Below are 15,989 nucleotides of genomic sequence, written 5' to 3' on the forward strand. Positions count from 1 at the left end.
GTCTGCCTCAATCCAGCGTGCGGCGGAAGCGCGTCACGGCGATGGTCATGGCGACCAGCATCAGGATGGCAAGCGCCGCCGCATCGAACCGCAGGTTCGGCATGGTGGCGCCCTTCAGCATGATGGCGCGAACGATGCGAATGTAGTGCGTCAGCGGCAGGCATTCGCCGACATATTGCGCCCAGGCCGGCATGCCCGCGAACGGGAACATGAAGCCGGACAGCAAGATGCTCGGCAGGAAGAACATGAATGACATCTGTATCGCCTGCAGCTGATTCTGCGCGACGGTGGAGAACGTGTAGCCGATTGCGAGATTTGCGGCGATGAAGAGGGTCGAAAGAGCCGCCAGAAGGAACAGATTGCCGAGCACCGGCACGCCGAACAGGAACACTCCGATATTGACGATCAGGAAGGCCTGGATGAAGCCGACCAGGATGTAAGGAACGATCTTGCCGATCATCACCTCCACCGGCTTGATCGGCATCGACAGGAGGCTCTCCATGGTGCCGCGTTCGATCTCGCGCGTCACCGACAGCGCCGTGAAGATCAGCATCGTCATGGTGAGAATGGTGCCGACAAGTCCCGGCACGATGTTCAGCCGCGATTCCGCCGCCGGATTGTAGCGCGCATGCGCGCGGATCTCGAACGGCATCGCCGGCGGATCGCCGATATAGAGATCGTGCGCGAGCGCGGTCTGCACGATCATGCCGAGCGAGCCGAGTGCGGAGCTCGCCGCGACCGGATCGGTCGCGTCGGCCGCAACCAGCAGCGCCGGCTTGTCGCCGCGCCGCACCGCGCGTTCGAAGCCGCGCGGGATCTCGACGCCGAACAGTACCTTGCCTGACTTCAGCAGATTGTCGAAATCGTCGACGTCGTGCACTTCATAGACGAAGCGGAAATAGGCGGTATTCTCCAATGCCTTCAGGACCGAACGGGCGAGATCGGAGTCCTCCTGCAGCAGCACCGCGCTCGGCAGATGGTGCGGCGTGGTGTTGATGGCATAACCGAACAGGAGAAGCTGCATCACCGGGATCGCCACGATCATCGCGAAGGAGACGCGGTCCCGCCGAAGCTGAATGAACTCCTTTGCCATCATGGCATAGGAGCGGCGCCAGAAGCCGAAGCGGTCGCGGATCTCCCGTACGAGGACGGTTGTCCTGACGGTGCTCATTGGAAATTGTCCTTGGAGCGGCCCATCAGCTCGATGAAGACGTCTTCCAGCGACGGCGCCGATTTCTGCCAGTGCATGTCACCCTTCTCGCGCCACGGCGCGATGCTGGCTTCGAGGGCCGCGACCTCGCGGCCCGAGACGTGCAGCGAGGTGCCGAACGGCGCCACCATGTCGATCCCGGGCTTGCCGGCGAGCTGGGCCGCGAGGCCATTCAACTCGCCGGTGACGGTGTAAGTCGTCAGCGCCGATTTCGCGATCACCTCATCGACGCTGCCGCGCGCCAGGAGATGGCCGTAGGCGATGTAGGCGATCTCGTGACAGCGCTCCGCCTCGTCCATGTAATGGGTCGAGACCAGCACGGTGAGACCATCGGCGGCGAGGGCGTGGATCTCGTTCCAGAAATCGCGCCGCGCCTTGGGATCGACGCCGGCGGTCGGCTCGTCCAAGAGCAGCAATTCCGGATTGGGCAACGTGCAGGCCCCCAATGCAAGGCGCTGCTTCCAGCCGCCGGAGAGCTCGCCCGCGAGCTGCTGCTCGCGGCCCGAGAGGCCGAGCCGCTCGATCATGTCGCGCGCAGCCCCGCGCGCGTCGGCAAGGCCATAGAGCCGCGCAACGAATTCGAGGTTCTCGCGCACGGAGAGATCCTGGTAGAGGCTGAAGCGCTGTGTCATGTAGCCGACCTTGCGCTTGATCTTTTCAGCGTCCTTCAGGATGTCGTAGCCGAGGCAAGTGCCCTCGCCACTGTCGGGCGTCAGCAGGCCGCAGAGGATGCGGATGGTTGTGGTCTTGCCCGAGCCGTTCGGCCCGAGGAAGCCGTAGATCGAGCCGCGCTTCACCTGCATCGACAGATCGTGCACGACCTCGCGGCCGCCGAACGATTTGGTCAGGCCCTTGACGTCGATCGCGATGTCGTTCGCACCGTTCATCGCTTGTCCGCCACCGGAGTCTTTGGGTTGAGATAGACGTTGATCGGCTGGCCCACCCGCAAGGCATCGGGCCGCGACGGCCGCGCCTGGATCAGATAGACGAGCTTGTTGCGCTCTTCGAGGCTGTAGATCACAGGCGGGGTGTATTCGGCCGAGGTCGCGATGAAATAGATCTTCGCGGTGAGGTCGGCCGCGCAATTGTCGCAGGCGACCCGCACCTCGTCACCAACAGACAGCTTCGGCAACTCGGTCTCCGGCACGAAGAAGCGAAGCTTCATGTTGCCGGGCGGCATGATCGAGAGCACCGGCCGCTGCGCCGCCACCATTTCGCCTTCGCGGAAATAGATCTGCTGGATGGTTCCGGCGACAGGCGCAGAGCCCTTGCGCCGCGCGAGCCGCGTCTCCGAGGTCACCACCCGCGCCTGCGCGACCCGCAGGTCAGAGACAGCGGAGTCCAGTGTGGCTTGCGTGCCGGAACCGGTCTTGCGCAGGGATTCCGCGCGATCGAACACCTGCTGCGCATTCGCCAGTGTCGCCTTGGTCTGGTTGAGATCGGCAAGCTGGAGATCGTCGTCGACCGAATACAGGGCATCGCCGACCTTCACCACATCGCCTTCGCGGATATCGAGCCTGGTCACCCGGCCCGCCTCGTCCGGACTGACATAAATCATGTCGGCCTCGACCCAGCCCTGGAAGCCGGGATCGCGCTTCTCCTTGCAGCCGGCAAGCACGGTTGCGAGCAGGCCGGCCAATGCGATTGCTAGAACCCTTTGCGACGACCTCATGTCGTCCTCCGTTCGCCAAAAATCAAATCAAGATGGACACGCAGCATGTCCTGCGCATCGAGCGGCGCGTGCCGCGCAAACAGGCTCTGCCAGATCACCGCGATCATCGCGGGCGCGACCAGGATCTGCGGATAGCGCGCGAGATTCTTCTGATGGATCTCGCCGCGGGCAATGCCGAGCTCGATCAGCGCGCGCATGCCGGCGATCCCGCGCGAGACGACTTCGCGATAGTAGAAATCCGCGACAGACGGAAAGCGCGGGCCCTCTGCCACGATCAGGCGGACGAGATCGCCGCGCCTTGTTCCCATCACCTCTTTGAGAAAGTTGCCGGCAAAGGTCTCGATCAGATCGCGCACCGAGCCCGCTGGCGGCGGCAATGCGTTGAGCCGCGCCACCACTGGCACGATCACGGTGCGCACCAGTTCCTCGAACATCGATTCCTTGTCCTTGAAGTGCAGGTAGATCGTGCCTTTCGCGACACCTGCGCGCTTGGCGATGTCGTCGAGCCGCGTCGCGGCAAAGCCCCGGGCGATAAACTCATCCATGGCCGCTTCGACGATTGCTGCGCGTCGCTCTGCAGCGCGCATGGCACGGCTCGAAGCCGGAGCGGCTTCCCCGCCGGCTTCGGGCCTGTGACTCGCAGCCTTGGATTTTTCCTTGGCCGCAGCCGCTTTGGCAGGCTTCCTTGTCATTTCTTATTTATGACTGACTGGTCAGTCAATGTCAATTGGCCCTCGTCACCGCCAGCGCGCGAATGAATTAGTATTGACTAATGCATTAGCTATCGCTAATTGATCGGCATGATTGAAGCCGGCCCAAACCCCGTTACCGCCGTGATGCGCGCCCTCGCCGATCCGACCCGTCGCGCGGTGTTCGAGCGCGTGTTCGACAGCAAGGAGATCAGCGTCGCCGAACTGACGCGCGGCAGCGGCGTGACCCAGGGCGCGATCTCGCAGCATTTGAAATCGTTGAAGCAGGCGGGCCTCGTCGCCGAGCGCGCCGAGGGCCGCAACGTCTATTACCGTGCCGCCCCCCAAGGACTCGAACCGTTGGTGACCTGGATGGATCATTACGGCGTCTTCTGGCGCGAGCGCTTCGAGAACCTGCGTGACCTCTTGAAGGAGATTGACCCGTGAATGCAGCCGCGTTGAAAAACGAAACCAGAGGCATCGTCCTCGACGAGATGCTCCCTCATGCGCCCGAGACGGTCTGGAAGGTGCTGACCAGTGCAGAGCTGATCGCACGCTGGCTGATGCCGACGACGGATTTCGAAGCCGTTGAGGGCAAAAATTTCACCCACCAGACCAAACCGGGTGGCCACTGGGATGGCGTCATCCATTGCTGCGTGCTCGAGGTCGTTCCGTTCAGGCGCCTCGCCTACGCCTGGAAGGGCGGCGATGAGCGCAACGTCGGCTACGGCGCGCCGCTCGACACTGTCGTGACGTGGTCCCTCACCCCGGTGGAAGCCGGCACACGAATCCAGCTGGTTCATGCCGGATTCGTCCTGCCTAGGAACGAGAGCGCCTTCACCGTCATGAGCGGCGGCTGGAAGAAGGTCGTTCGTCAGCTCGACGAAATCAGCGGCGAAGACAAGTAACGAGACAGGTGAGGAGTGATCACGATGGACAAGCCCTATACCGGCGGCTGCGCCTGCGGCGCGATCCGCTATTCGATCACCGGCGAGCCTTTGTTCGCCAATCACTGCCAGTGCCGGGATTGCCAGCGTGAAAGCGGCACCGGCCATGGCTCTTACGCCACCTTCCCGCGCGCCGGCGTCACGGTGACGGGCCATGCGAAGACATGGGACATGACCGGCGACAGCGGCAACGTGAAGACGCGCGCGTTCTGCCCCGAATGCGGCGTGGCCGTTTACATGACCTTCAAGGCCATGCCCGACATTTTCACCATCCGCGCCGCGAGCCTCGACGAGCCGGCCCGCTACAAGCCGCAGGCGGTCACCTACGCGGTGCGCGCCTACGACTGGGATCCTCTTGATTCCAGCCTGATGAAATTCCAGACGATGCCGTCCGGCTGAGGCGGAGGATTCTTGTTTTGACGCGTCTTCTTGACGCAAACCGGCATCCACTTCGCTCGAAAACGCTTTAGCCAAAATCGAGTACCACGCGGCCGTCGATCTTGCCGGCCTTCATCCGCTCGAACACGTCGTTGATTTGCGCGAGCGGCACCTTCGTCACCTCGGCCTTCACCTTGCCGTCCGCGGCGAACGCGATGGCCTCGTCGAGATCCCTGCGGGTCCCGACGATGGAGCCGCGCACGGTGATGCGCTTGAGCACCACATCGAAGATCGGCGTCGGGAATTCGCCCGGCGGCAGGCCGACGAGGCTGACGGTGCCCTTCCGGCGCACCATCTTCAGCGCCTGGGCAAACGCGGCGGTCGAAACCGCCGTCACCAGCACGCCGTGAGCCCCGCCGCCGGTCGCTGCCAGAACCTTGTCGACGGCATCGTTTGCGAGTGCGTTGACCGCAAGATCAGCACCGGTCTGGCGCGCGAGCTTGAGCTTGTCCTCGGCAATATCGATCGCCGCGACCTTGAATCCCATCGCCTTGGCGTACTGGATCGCAACATGACCAAGGCCGCCAACGCCTGAGATGGCAACCCACTCGCCGGGCCGCGCGTCGGTCTCCTTCAATCCCTTGTATGTGGTGACGCCAGCGCACAGGATCGGTGCCACCGCGGCGAAGTCGATCGTCGGCGGCAGCTTCGCCGCGAAGGTCGCCGAGGCGATGACATATTCGGCAAAGCCACCGTTCACGCTGTAACCGGTGTTATGCTGGTGCTCGCACAACGTCTCCCAGCCGGTCTCGCAATATTCGCACGACATGCAGGCATCGTGCAGCCAAGCCACGCCAACGGCGTCTCCGACTTTCAGATTTTTCACGCCAGCTCCGAGCGCAGCGACGATGCCGGCGGCTTCATGGCCAGGAATGAAGGGCGGCACCGGCTTCACGGGCCAGTCACCGGAGGCGGCATGCAGATCGGTGTGACAGACGCCGCAGGCCTTCACCTTGACCAAAACTTCACCAGGACCGGGCTGCGGCACCGGCACGTCCTCAATCACCAGCGGCTTGCCGAATTGCTTGACGACAGCGGCTTTCATGGTCGGCATCAGTCTACTCCGTTGCATTACACAAGCAGACTAGCGATGCCCCGCGGCTCTCCCTTGATCGGAGTCAAACAACGCAAGCTTATTGATCGCAAATGCGACAATGTCAGCTATGGAACTTCAATCCGTCGACGATCTTGTCGATCACCTTGCGCTCGGCGCGCATCGCGATGCCGACAAGATTGAGATCTGCGCGCGCAACCGCCCTCACCGCCTCGCGATTGGCGGCATCATGCGTCGTCGTGAACATGTCCTCGGTATAGATCGCCGGCGTGACGTTGCGCGCGAGTGCGCGATCGAGTGCGCGCGACAGCGCCGGACCATCGGCACCGTAGATCAGGATCGGTTGGCCGATCAGCGCAAGATATTTCGTGCTTGAGGCGTCCTCATAGGCATCGCCGATGCACTCCGGAAAGGCAGCAGCGACGCCGCTCGTCAGGAATGACGCAACATTGAGCTTCTGCCAGGCTTGGAGGTCGTTGCGAATGACAACGGCAATCTTGGTATCGAACTGCATGAACTCTCCCGCACACATCCAAGCGTCTGGAAAGAAAAGAAAATTCCGAGCGCTGCGACTGTGTAGGCAAATGTAGTGCGGATTGTCCCGGCGATCACAGCGCGAAAATTTCAACCCGCGATGCGATCGGCCACGCTTCTCTCCGCAGACCAAGTCGGATATACATCGTTGCCTTGTCATTGAACTGTCACAAAGCTACGAATGTCCGAAATCGACGCCATCAAGCAAGCTCTCGAACCGGGGCGTCTCGCCAGGTCAAACAATCAACACGCCGCTATCAAGAATGCCGCTGCGCCCGGCACGGAACCTGGTTCCAAAGTCTCCGACACTGAACCTCCGCGCAGCGAGTGTTCTTCCGCCGACGACATCCGCGCCGAGGCGACGGCGCCGGAGACCGCTTCGTCCCGCGATGTCGCGCCTCACGCCACGGAAATCGAACTCAAGCTGCTCGTGGCTTCCGATCGTCTGACCGATTTCAACGACGCACCGATCATCGCGGCGAATGCGCGGAACAAGGGCACGCGCAAGCATCTCAAGGCCGTCTATTACGATACGCCCAAGCGTGCGCTGCGGCGTAGCGGATTGAGCTTTCGGGTTCGTCAGAGCGGCGCGCGGTTCACGCAAACAGTGAAAACTGAATCCGCCAGCGATCCGCTTCGGCGCGGCGAATGGGAGGCCAGCGTGGCTTCCATGACGCCCGATGTCGCGCTGGCACTCCCCTTCCTCCCGGAGAAGCTGCGCGACGGTCTCGCGCATCATCCGCTCGAAGCCGTCTTCACCACCGACATCCATCGACATCAACGCATGGTGGACTTGCCGTCGGGCACGATCGAGATCGCCTTCGATCAGGGCCATCTGATCTCCGGCGATCGCTCGCTGCCGGTCAGAGAGATCGAGCTGGAGCTCAAGAGCGGCAGCCCGTCCGCAATCTGGGAACTTGCGCTGCGGCTCGCCGAACATGGTTCGGTGAAGCCGTCGATCCGGACCAAATCGGCACGTGGATTTGACCTGGCGGCCGATACCCCGCCGTCGGCACCGAAGCCGCCAAAGCTTCGTCTCGATCCATCGACCTCGCTCGACGAGGCGTTTTCCGAGATCCTGCGGTCGTGCCTTCTGCATCTGTTGCAGTCGTTGCCCGCGGCCGAGGACGGTCGCGATCCCGAAGGGATGCATCAGCTTCGCGTCGCGCTGCGGCGTCTGCGCTCCGCGCTCGACCTGATGCGGTCGGTGGTACCGCTGAACAAGCTCGACCTGATGCGCACTGAAGCGAAATGGCTCGCGGGATGTCTCTCTGGTGCCCGTGACTGGGACGTGTTCCGGCAAGAGACGCTGCGCACCGTCGCGGATGGCTGTCCGTCGGTCGCCGGTTTCGACACATTGGGTGAACTCGCCGACGAACGTCGCGCGACCTGCTATGACAAGGCCCGCCTCGCCCTCGCTGACCGGCGCTGCCAGTATTTCGTGATCGGGCTCGGTGCCTGGATCGAAGCGCGCGGCTGGCGCAGCGAGGTTGCTCCCGAAGGCCTGGCGCAGCTCGCGGAGCCCGCGATCAATTTCGCCCGCAACATCCTGTCGGCACAGCATGCGAAGGTGCTGAAGCGCGGCCGCAAGTTCAAATCGCTGCCGACGGAGGAGCGGCACCGTGTACGTCTCGCCGCGAAGAAGTTGCGCTACGTCGCCGACTTCCTGCTCCCGCTCTGCGGGCAGAGCAAATCGGCGCGGCGCTTCTCGCGCAAGCTCGCGAATCTCCAGCAGGAGCTCGGGATCTACAACGACATGGCGGTGACGACGTCACTGCTTGCCGATGTCGGCGCTGGTTCGATCGGCAGCGGCATGGCGGCGGCGGCGATCGCCGGCTGGCAGGCCCACGCCACGGTCGGCGTCGAAGCGCGCCTGCTCGAGACCTGGTCGGAATTCACCGAGGTCAAGGTGCCCTGGGCGATCGACGCGCCGGAGCAACCGACAAGACTGGTGTCAACCAACGCCGGATGGCTGCGCTAGCTTTCGGCCAGCCTTGGTCAGCCCTTGATCAACCCTTGGCGTCGCAGGCCCAGGCGCGGATCACGCATTCCTTGCCGCCATATTTGTAGCATTCGCGCGTGGCGGCATTGAGCGTGGCCGAGATCCTGGGCTTCACGGCGTAGCCATAGGCGCCGCAGGGGTTGGTCATGTCGACCGACATCGCCGCGCAGGCGCGCTTCATCGTCACAGTCGTGCAGTCGCCCTTGCACTGCTTTTGGGCCGCGGCACGCGCCTCGTGCTCGGCACCATAATCATAAGCCTGGCCGTAGGCACCGCACTTGCCCACGGCAAACGCGCCGGCCGCATGGGCTTCGGTCATATGTCGGGCGCCGGCGACGCAAACCGACAGCGCGAAGAAAAACATCGCGCAACGGCGCGCGACGACGTTCGAAATCATGGAAAAGCCCCTCACCCCCAAGGCAGGTGGAGGGAACTCTAAGCGCCGGTCGTTTCCACTTGGTGAATGAGTGGTTGAAAGCCATGACGGAATAGTGATGCCGCTTAACACACTTTATAGTTGTAATTTTCAATCTCATTATTTAAGGTCGTATAACGTCAAGCAGAGCCGGAGGAGACGTTCATGCGTCCCATCAATTCAATGCTGTTCGGAGTCGTTGCGGCGGCCTGTCTGATCGGGCCCCTGCCTGCGCGTGCGCAGTCGGTGAACTGGACCTGGACCAACCAATATGGCTCGACCCTGGCCATCACCAGCTTCAACCAGAACACGGGCGCGATCGCGGGGACCTACACCAACAATGCGGCAAGCAGTTGCGATGAAGGCAAGCCGCAGGGCGTGACGGGCTGGCTGGCCTACGGCAATACGGGCACAGCGATCAGCTTCTCGGTGAATTTCCTCGGCTGCGGGTCGACCACCGTCTGGACCGGACAGCTCAATAACTCGTCTGGATTCCAGGGATTGTGGTATCTGTCGCTCGGCGAGGCCGTGGCATGGAACGGCATCAGCGCGGGCGCCGACACCTTCACGTTCTCGAACGGCGACAAGGCCCTACTGACGAAGAGCGGCGTAAGTCTGAAGGCCGCCAGCGAGAAGCTGTCGAACACCAAGAAATAGATGAGCAGCTTGTAGGGTGGCAGGCAAAGCGAAGCGTGCCCACCATCAGTCAGAGATCACGATGTGACGAGAGGGTGGGCACGGCGCTACGCGCCTTTGCCCACCCCTGTCTCAGCGCACTACCCTCGTCTCGCCGCTTCCAACGCCTGCGGCGTGTCGATGTCGAGGAACGCGCCCTCACCGTCGACGGGCACTTCCGCGACGGCTTCGGTGTGCTTGGCGATTAAATGCCGCGCGCCGACGTCGCCGTCGAGCGTCATCAACTCCTTGAAGAAGCGGCGCGACCACAGCACGGGATTGCCGCGGCGGCCTTCGCTGACGGGCACGACAATGAGATTGCCACGGTCCGGCGCAAAGCTGTCGATGAGCCGGCCGATCAGGCCGGCATCGATCAGCGGCATGTCACCGAGGCAAACCACGGCGCCGTCGCAACTCTCGGGGACAGCTGCAATGCCTGATTTCACCGAGCTCGCGATGCCACCCGCGAAATCCGGGTTCTTGACGAAGCGCACCTTCAGGCCTTGCAACGCCTGCTCGACCAGCTCGCTCTGATGGCCGGTGACGACGATCACCTCGGATGCTTTCGACGCCAGCGCCTGCTCGGTCGCGATCCGCACCAGCTTTTTGCCGTCGAGCTCGGCGAGCAGCTTGTTCGGCCCGCCCATGCGGGTCGAGCGGCCCGCCGCGAGCACGATGGCGGCGACCTGGCTGTTGCCCTCGATCTCCGGCTTGGCGCGCGGTTGCGGCCGCGTCACGATTTCCATCAAGAGGCCGCCGACGCCCATGCCCATCAGCTCGGACCGTGTCACCTTGATGCCGGCCAAGAGCCGCATCAGGACCCAGTCAAAGCCATTCTCGACCGGCGAGCGCGCACACCCGGGCGCACCCAGCACCGGCACGCTGCCGGCGCGCGCGATCAGCAGCAGATTGCCGGGATCGACCGGCATGCCGAAATGCTCGATCTCGCCGCCGATTCCCGTGACCGCGGCCGGGATCACGTCGCGCCGGTCGGCAATGGCCGATGCGCCGAACACGATCACGAGCTCGGCGCCGAGCGCGAGCAAATCCTTGATCGCGGCCGACAGCGCATGCTCGTCATGCTGCACGCGACGCTCCGCGATGATGGCAGCGCCGGCCGGCGCGAGGCGTTCGGCGGTGACCCGCAGCGTCTTGTCGACCACCTTGGCGGACAGGCCCGGCAGCAGCGTCGAGACAACGCCGACACGCTTGATGACGTAAGGCGCGATCTTCAGCACGTCCTTGCCGGCGGCCTTCACCGCGGCATCGCGCAAGACGCCTTCAACGCCGAACGGGATGATCTTGACCGTGCCGACCATCTCACCTTCGACCACCGGCTTGTAAGCGGCGAGCGTGGCGAATGTGATGGCCTCGTCGACATTGTTGATCCGGTCGACCGCGGCGCGGTCGATCACCAGCAGGCCCGGGCGCGCAGCGAACAGATTGGCGCGGCCAGTGAAGGCGCGCTCGACATGAATGCCCTCACCGCCGATCGCAAGCGCAATGCTGGCGGCCGCGACGTCCTCGGAGACGTCGCCCTCCTCCATCCGCACCACGACGATGTCCTTGATGCCGGCGCGCTCGAGCTGCTCGACCTCGGCAGGCCCGATCGTCGTGCCTTTCTTCAGCACCAGCGGTCCCTGGCGCAGGGTGTGGACGGTCACCCCGCCGATCGCATCCCTGGGGCTCGCCGGGCCGAACTTCATGCCGCTTCTTCTTTTTCTTTGGGCGGCAGGCGCAGCACGGCCGTGATCTCGGCCATGATCGCCACCGCGATCTCGGACGGTGAGACCGCGCCGATCGCAAGCCCAATGGGCGCGTGGATGCGCGCGATGTCGCTCTCCCTCGCGCCCTGCGCCCGTAGCCGGTCGCCGCGCTTGGCATGCGTCTTCCGCGAACCGAGTGCACCGATATAGAAGCAGTTGCGCGCGAAGGCGTGCAGCAGCGCGGGGTCGTCGATCTTGGGATCATGCGTTACCGCGACGAAGGCCGTGTAGGCGTCGACATTGAGCGGCGGCAGCGCGGTATCCGGCCATTCGGCAATCAGCGGAATATCCGGGAAGCGCTCCGGGCTCGCAAAGGCCGTGCGGGGATCGACCACGGTGACGTCATAGCCGAGCGAGCGCGCCAGCGGCGCCAGCGCCTGGCTGATATGGACCGCGCCGATGATGACGAGCTTTGCGGTCGGCGCGTAGACGTTGAGGAAGAGCTTTTTGCCGCCGACTTCGACATTGGCGCTCTTGCCCATACGAAGCTGTTTTTCCAGTTCGGCCCGCAGGGGATCCTTGGCAAAATCGCCGGCCTTCACAAGGCGCTGTTCGCCGCTCTCGGTGTCGGTGACGAGAATGACCGGGCGGCGCGCGGCGCGCTCGGCATTGAGTTTGTGCAGGAGCTCCAGCTTCACGGCTAGCCAACCTTCTCGACGAAGACGCGGATGGTGCCGCCGCAGGAGAGGCCGACATTCCAGGCGGTCTCGTCGGCGACGCCGAACTCCAGCATCTTGGGCTTGCCGCTCTCGATCACGTCCATGGCCTCGGTGACCACGGCACCCTCGACGCAGCCGCCGGAGACCGAGCCCAGGAACGTACCCTGGTCGTTGATGACGAGGCTCGAGCCCGCAGGGCGCGGGGCCGAGCCCCAGGTCTCCACGACGGTTGCCAGCGCGACGCCACGGCCGGCCTTCTGCCAGTCCTCCGCCGCCTTCAGAATGTCCTCGTCGCGATCGAGCATGGCTTTGCCTCTCAGGCTGCGGAACGGATCAGGCTGCGGTGATGCGGCGGCAGCGGCCGGGAGAGCGTCGTGATCAGCTCCTGGATCGAACTCAAATTATGCACCGGGCGAAATTCGTCAACGTGGGGGAGCATCATTTTGATGCCCTGGGCCTTGGCCTCGAAGCCGCCGAACCGGAGCAGCGGGTTGAGCCAGATCAGCCGCCGGCAGGACCGGTGCAGCCGGTCCATCTCGAAGGCGAGCCTGGAATCGGCCTCCCGCTCCAGCCCGTCGGAGATCAGCAGCACGATGGCGCCCTGGCTCAGCACCCGCCGCGCCCACAATTTGTTGAAGTTGTGCAGCGAGGCCGAGATCCTTGTGCCGCCGGCCCAGTCCTCGACCGCCGCCGAGCAGCTCGCCAGCGCCTCGTCCGGATCGCGCTGGCGTAACGCGCGTGTCACATTGGTCAGCCGGGTGCCGAACAGAAACACCGAGACGCGCTTGCGCGCATCGCCGATGGCATGGAGGAAATGCAGGAACAGGCGGGTGTACTCGCTCATCGACCCCGAGATATCGAGCAGCGCCACGATCGGGGCCGGCTTCTCGATCCGCCCGAGACGATGGATGTCGATGATGTCGCCGCCGGTGCGCAGGGACGCCCGCAGCGTGCGGCGCATGTCGAGCCGCAGGCCGCGCGGATCGGGCAGGTAGCGGCGCGTCAGCAGCTCTGCCTGTGGCAGCCGCATCATCTCGATGGCACGGAGCGCTTCAGTGATCTCGGCGGCGCTCATCTGCGCAAAATCCTTTTTCTGAAGGATCTCCTTGTCGGAGACCGACAGGCGCAGGTCCTGCTCCTGGTGCTGCGGCGTCTCCGTCATCCGCGGCTGCGACATCGCTTCCTGAACGCGGCGTGCGGCGGCCGGCGGCTTCTTCTTGGCGCTATCGGGCAGCGGCACCGAATCCAGCATGTGCTTCCACTCTTCCGAGGCCCGGAAGAACAGGTTGAAGGCCTGCTTGAAGATCAGCGCATGCTCGTGGCGCTTGACGAAGATCGCCTCGAGCGTCGTGAAGACGTCGGCGCGGCTGCCGATGTCGATCACCTGCAGCGCGTTCATGGCATCGATCACCGCGCCCGGACCGACCGGCATGCCGGTCGCACGCAGCGCGCGCGCAAAGCCGACGATATTGTCGGCGAACTGCTCGGTCTTTTCAGGCGCGAGGTGGTTGATGGCCATGGTCTACTGTCTCTGCCGTCATTCCGGGGCACGCGAAGCGTGAACCCGAAATCCATTTGTCCGCAACACCTGCCGCCTGATGGATTCCGGGCTCGCGACTTCCTCGCGCCCCGGAATGACGAACTAGTCGCTCGTCGCTTCCTTCAGCACCTTCTGCAGAGTGTCGCCCTGCATCCGGGTGATGTCGTCCTGGTATTTGAGCAGCGCGCCCAGCGTATCGCCGACCACTTGGGGGGTCAGCGCGCGGGCATCGAGCTCGGACAGAGCGGTGGCCCAGTCGATGGTCTCGGCAACACCAGGCGACTTATAGAAGTCCTGGTTGCGCAGCGCCTGCACGAAGCGCACGACCTGCTGCGACAGTTTTGCGGAGATCCCCGGCACGCGCGTCTTGACGATCGCGAGCTCGCGCTCGGCCGCGGGATAGTCGACCCAGTGATAGAGGCAGCGCCGCTTCAGCGCGTCGTGGATCTCGCGGGTGCGGTTGGAGGTGATGATCACGATCGGCGGATGCGGCGCCTTCACGGTGCCGAACTCGGGGATCGTCACCTGGAAGTCGCTGAGGATTTCCAGGAGATACGCCTCGAACGCCTCATCGGCGCGGTCGAGCTCGTCGATCAGCAGCACCGGCGGTCCTGCGACGTCAGGCTCCAGCGCCTGTAGCAACGGCCGCTTGATCATGTAGCGGTCAGCGAAAATGTCGCTCGAAAGCTGGTCGCGATCGGTGTCGCCGGCAGCTTCCGCCATCCGGATCGCGATCATCTGCGCGGCGCTGTTCCACTCATAGACGGCGGAGGAGACATCGAGGCCTTCGTAGCACTGCAGGCGGATCAGCTTCCGGCCGAGCGCCGCCGACAGCACCTTCGCGATCTCGGTCTTGCCGACGCCGGCCTCGCCTTCCAGGAACAACGGCCGGCCCATGCGCAGCGACAGATACGTCACCGTCGCCAGCGACCGCTCGGCCAGATAGCCGCGCGAGGTCAAGAGTTCGAGCATCGCATCGACCGATGCCGGCAGTGTCGCTGTAGTCATGAAACAGCCAGTCTTGCTACGCCCTCACCGGGACAGGTTTGGCCGAGGCGTGAGGTTCACTCACCCCTTGGCATTGGCGGCATCGAGGGCGCGCCGCGTCAGCACGCCGATGAGATGCGCGCGATATTCGGCGCTGCCGTGGATGTCGCTGTTGAGCCCCTCCGCCGGCACCTCGATGCCTTCGATGGCCTTCGAGGCGAAACGCTTCTTCAGTGCTTCCTCGAACGCCTCCACGCGGAACACGCCGTCCGAGCCCGCGCCGGTGACCGCGACCCGCACATCCGAAGGACGCCGCGCCACGAACACGCCGACCAGCGCATAGCGCGAGGCCTGGTTGCGGAACTTGATATAGGCGGCCTTCTTCGGCAGCGGGAACATCACCTTGGTGATGATCTCGTCGGCTTCCAGCGCCGTCGAGAACAGACCCTGGAAATACTCTTCAGCCTTGAGGCGGCGCTTGTTGGTGACGATGGTCGCCCCTAACGCGAGCACCGCGGCCGGATAATCGGCCGTCGGGTCATTGTTGGCGAGTGAGCCGCCGATGGTGCCCTTGTGGCGTACGGCGGGATCACCGATCTGGCTGGCGAGACTGGCCAGTGCCGGAATGGCTTCACCGACGATGGCGGAGCTCGCGACCTCGGCATGCTTGGCGGTGGCGCCGATCACCAGCGAACGGCCCTTCATCTCGATCGTGTTGAGCCCCTCGATATGGGAGAGGTCGACCAGATGCGGCGGGCTGGCGAGCCGCTGCTTCATGACGGGAATCAGCGTGTGGCCGCCGGCGATCACCTTGGCGTCTTCGTTCTTCACCAGGAGGTTGGCCGCCTGGCGCACGGTCCCAGGGCGATGGTATTTGAATTCGTACATTGGGGGTGTCCTGAGGGCGCGCGGTTACGCGAGATCGGATTTGGCCATCGCCTTCGCGCCGGCGGCGATCGAGGCGACGATGTTCTGGTAGCCGGTGCAGCGGCAGAGATTGCCTTCCAGCTCTTCCCGGATGGTATGGTCGTCGAGCTCGTGGCCCTTGCGATGGACGATGTCGATCGCGGTCATGATCATGCCGGGCGTGCAGAAGCCGCACTGCAGACCGTGGTGCTCACGGAAGGCCTCCTGCATCGGATGCAGCGGCGCGCCGTCGGCGGCCAGCCCCTCGATGGTCCTGACCTCGTGGCCATCGGCCATCACGGCAAGCGTGGTGCAGGACTTCACGGCCTTGCCGTCGAGATGCACGACGCAGGCGCCGCACTGCGAGGTGTCGCAGCCGACATGGGTGCCGGTGAGCCGCAGATTCTCGCGCAGGAACTGCACCAGAAGCGTGCGTGGGTCGACATTGCCGGTAACAGGATTGCCGTTCACGATGAGGGAGATTTTTGCCATAAG

Annotated in this window: 19 protein-coding genes; 5 read left to right on the forward strand and 14 right to left on the reverse strand. The window is 64.0% G+C overall.

Features of this window, described 5'->3' with window-relative positions:
• Positions 1 to 7 precede the first annotated feature (7 nt).
• From M2427_RS23720 to M2427_RS23735, 4 genes are read right to left on the reverse strand one after another with little or no spacing between them, the layout of a single operon-like run.
• Complete coding sequence (locus tag M2427_RS23720) at positions 8 to 1,171, reverse strand: ABC transporter permease (protein WP_280709145.1); 1,164 nt, start codon at positions 1,169 to 1,171, stop codon at positions 8 to 10.
• On the reverse strand, positions 1,168 to 2,097 hold the full coding sequence (locus M2427_RS23725; protein WP_280709146.1) for an ABC transporter ATP-binding protein: 930 nt from the start codon (positions 2,095 to 2,097) through the stop codon (positions 1,168 to 1,170). Before M2427_RS23725 ends, M2427_RS23720 begins: the two co-directional genes overlap by 4 nt.
• Complete coding sequence (locus tag M2427_RS23730) at positions 2,094 to 2,882, reverse strand: efflux RND transporter periplasmic adaptor subunit (RefSeq protein ID WP_280709147.1); 789 nt, start codon at positions 2,880 to 2,882, stop codon at positions 2,094 to 2,096. Before M2427_RS23730 ends, M2427_RS23725 begins: the two co-directional genes overlap by 4 nt.
• Positions 2,879 to 3,574: a TetR/AcrR family transcriptional regulator gene (locus tag M2427_RS23735; protein ID WP_280709149.1), complete on the reverse strand. Its 696-nt coding sequence runs from the start codon at positions 3,572 to 3,574 to the stop codon at positions 2,879 to 2,881. The genes M2427_RS23730 and M2427_RS23735 overlap by 4 nt, the downstream gene beginning before the upstream one ends.
• A 108-nt stretch (positions 3,575 to 3,682) precedes the next feature.
• On the opposite strand from M2427_RS23735, the gene M2427_RS23740 reads away from it, so the two are divergent.
• Genes M2427_RS23740 through M2427_RS23750 form a run of 3 tightly spaced genes read left to right on the forward strand, consistent with a single transcriptional unit; the run spans position 3,683 to position 4,917 of the window.
• On the forward strand, positions 3,683 to 4,018 hold the full coding sequence (locus tag M2427_RS23740; RefSeq protein ID WP_280709150.1) for a metalloregulator ArsR/SmtB family transcription factor: 336 nt from the start codon (positions 3,683 to 3,685) through the stop codon (positions 4,016 to 4,018).
• Entirely contained in the window at positions 4,015 to 4,479 is a 465-nt protein-coding gene (locus tag M2427_RS23745; protein ID WP_280709151.1) for an SRPBCC domain-containing protein, read from the forward strand. The genes M2427_RS23740 and M2427_RS23745 overlap by 4 nt, the downstream gene beginning before the upstream one ends.
• 24 nt (positions 4,480 to 4,503) lie before the next feature.
• Positions 4,504 to 4,917: a GFA family protein gene (locus tag M2427_RS23750; RefSeq protein ID WP_280709152.1), complete on the forward strand. Its 414-nt coding sequence runs from the start codon at positions 4,504 to 4,506 to the stop codon at positions 4,915 to 4,917.
• Positions 4,918 to 4,984: 67 nt separating this feature from the next.
• Here the strand turns inward: M2427_RS23750 and adhP are convergent, their stop codons facing one another.
• Positions 4,985 to 6,010: an alcohol dehydrogenase AdhP gene (adhP, locus tag M2427_RS23755; RefSeq protein WP_280709154.1), complete on the reverse strand. Its 1,026-nt coding sequence runs from the start codon at positions 6,008 to 6,010 to the stop codon at positions 4,985 to 4,987.
• 103 nt (positions 6,011 to 6,113) lie between these two features.
• A complete protein-coding gene (locus M2427_RS23760) occupies positions 6,114 to 6,524 on the reverse strand; it encodes a DUF2000 family protein (protein WP_280709155.1) in 411 nt (136 codons plus the stop codon).
• A gap of 201 nt (positions 6,525 to 6,725) precedes the next feature.
• Here M2427_RS23760 and M2427_RS23765 point away from each other — a divergent pair, with 201 nt between their 5' ends.
• A complete protein-coding gene (locus M2427_RS23765) occupies positions 6,726 to 8,525 on the forward strand; it encodes a CYTH and CHAD domain-containing protein (RefSeq protein ID WP_280709157.1) in 1,800 nt (599 codons plus the stop codon).
• A 28-nt stretch (positions 8,526 to 8,553) separates the two neighbouring features.
• On the opposite strand, the gene M2427_RS23770 is transcribed toward M2427_RS23765, so the two are convergent.
• On the reverse strand, positions 8,554 to 8,943 hold the full coding sequence (locus M2427_RS23770; RefSeq protein WP_280709158.1) for a DUF4189 domain-containing protein: 390 nt from the start codon (positions 8,941 to 8,943) through the stop codon (positions 8,554 to 8,556).
• A gap of 183 nt (positions 8,944 to 9,126) precedes the next feature.
• Between M2427_RS23770 and M2427_RS23775 the strand changes: the two genes are divergently transcribed.
• Entirely contained in the window at positions 9,127 to 9,618 is a 492-nt protein-coding gene (locus M2427_RS23775; protein ID WP_280709159.1) for an avidin/streptavidin family protein, read from the forward strand.
• A gap of 119 nt (positions 9,619 to 9,737) precedes the next feature.
• Here the strand turns inward: M2427_RS23775 and M2427_RS23780 are convergent, their stop codons facing one another.
• From M2427_RS23780 to M2427_RS23810, 7 genes are all read right to left on the reverse strand, one after another.
• Positions 9,738 to 11,342 carry a molybdopterin-binding/glycosyltransferase family 2 protein gene (locus tag M2427_RS23780; RefSeq protein WP_280709160.1) on the reverse strand — a complete coding sequence of 535 codons (1,605 nt, stop codon included), beginning with the start codon at positions 11,340 to 11,342 and terminating at the stop codon, positions 9,738 to 9,740.
• Positions 11,339 to 12,040, reverse strand: coding sequence for an XdhC family protein (locus M2427_RS23785; protein ID WP_280709161.1), 702 nt, complete (start codon positions 12,038 to 12,040; stop codon positions 11,339 to 11,341). The genes M2427_RS23780 and M2427_RS23785 overlap by 4 nt, the downstream gene beginning before the upstream one ends.
• Before the next feature lie 2 nt (positions 12,041 to 12,042).
• On the reverse strand, positions 12,043 to 12,366 hold the full coding sequence (locus M2427_RS23790; protein ID WP_008137521.1) for an XdhC family protein: 324 nt from the start codon (positions 12,364 to 12,366) through the stop codon (positions 12,043 to 12,045).
• A gap of 11 nt (positions 12,367 to 12,377) precedes the next feature.
• Positions 12,378 to 13,580: a VWA domain-containing protein gene (locus M2427_RS23795; RefSeq protein WP_280709162.1), complete on the reverse strand. Its 1,203-nt coding sequence runs from the start codon at positions 13,578 to 13,580 to the stop codon at positions 12,378 to 12,380.
• A gap of 123 nt (positions 13,581 to 13,703) precedes the next feature.
• Positions 13,704 to 14,609 carry a MoxR family ATPase gene (locus M2427_RS23800; protein ID WP_280709163.1) on the reverse strand — a complete coding sequence of 302 codons (906 nt, stop codon included), beginning with the start codon at positions 14,607 to 14,609 and terminating at the stop codon, positions 13,704 to 13,706.
• A gap of 60 nt (positions 14,610 to 14,669) precedes the next feature.
• Positions 14,670 to 15,476: a xanthine dehydrogenase family protein subunit M gene (locus M2427_RS23805; RefSeq protein WP_280709164.1), complete on the reverse strand. Its 807-nt coding sequence runs from the start codon at positions 15,474 to 15,476 to the stop codon at positions 14,670 to 14,672.
• A 24-nt stretch (positions 15,477 to 15,500) separates the two neighbouring features.
• A complete protein-coding gene (locus tag M2427_RS23810) occupies positions 15,501 to 15,986 on the reverse strand; it encodes a (2Fe-2S)-binding protein (protein WP_194481977.1) in 486 nt (161 codons plus the stop codon).
• Between the last annotated feature and the right edge of the window lie 3 nt (positions 15,987 to 15,989).

The organism is Bradyrhizobium sp. BR13661, assembly GCF_029892425.1.
GTDB lineage: Bacteria > Pseudomonadota > Alphaproteobacteria > Rhizobiales > Xanthobacteraceae > Bradyrhizobium.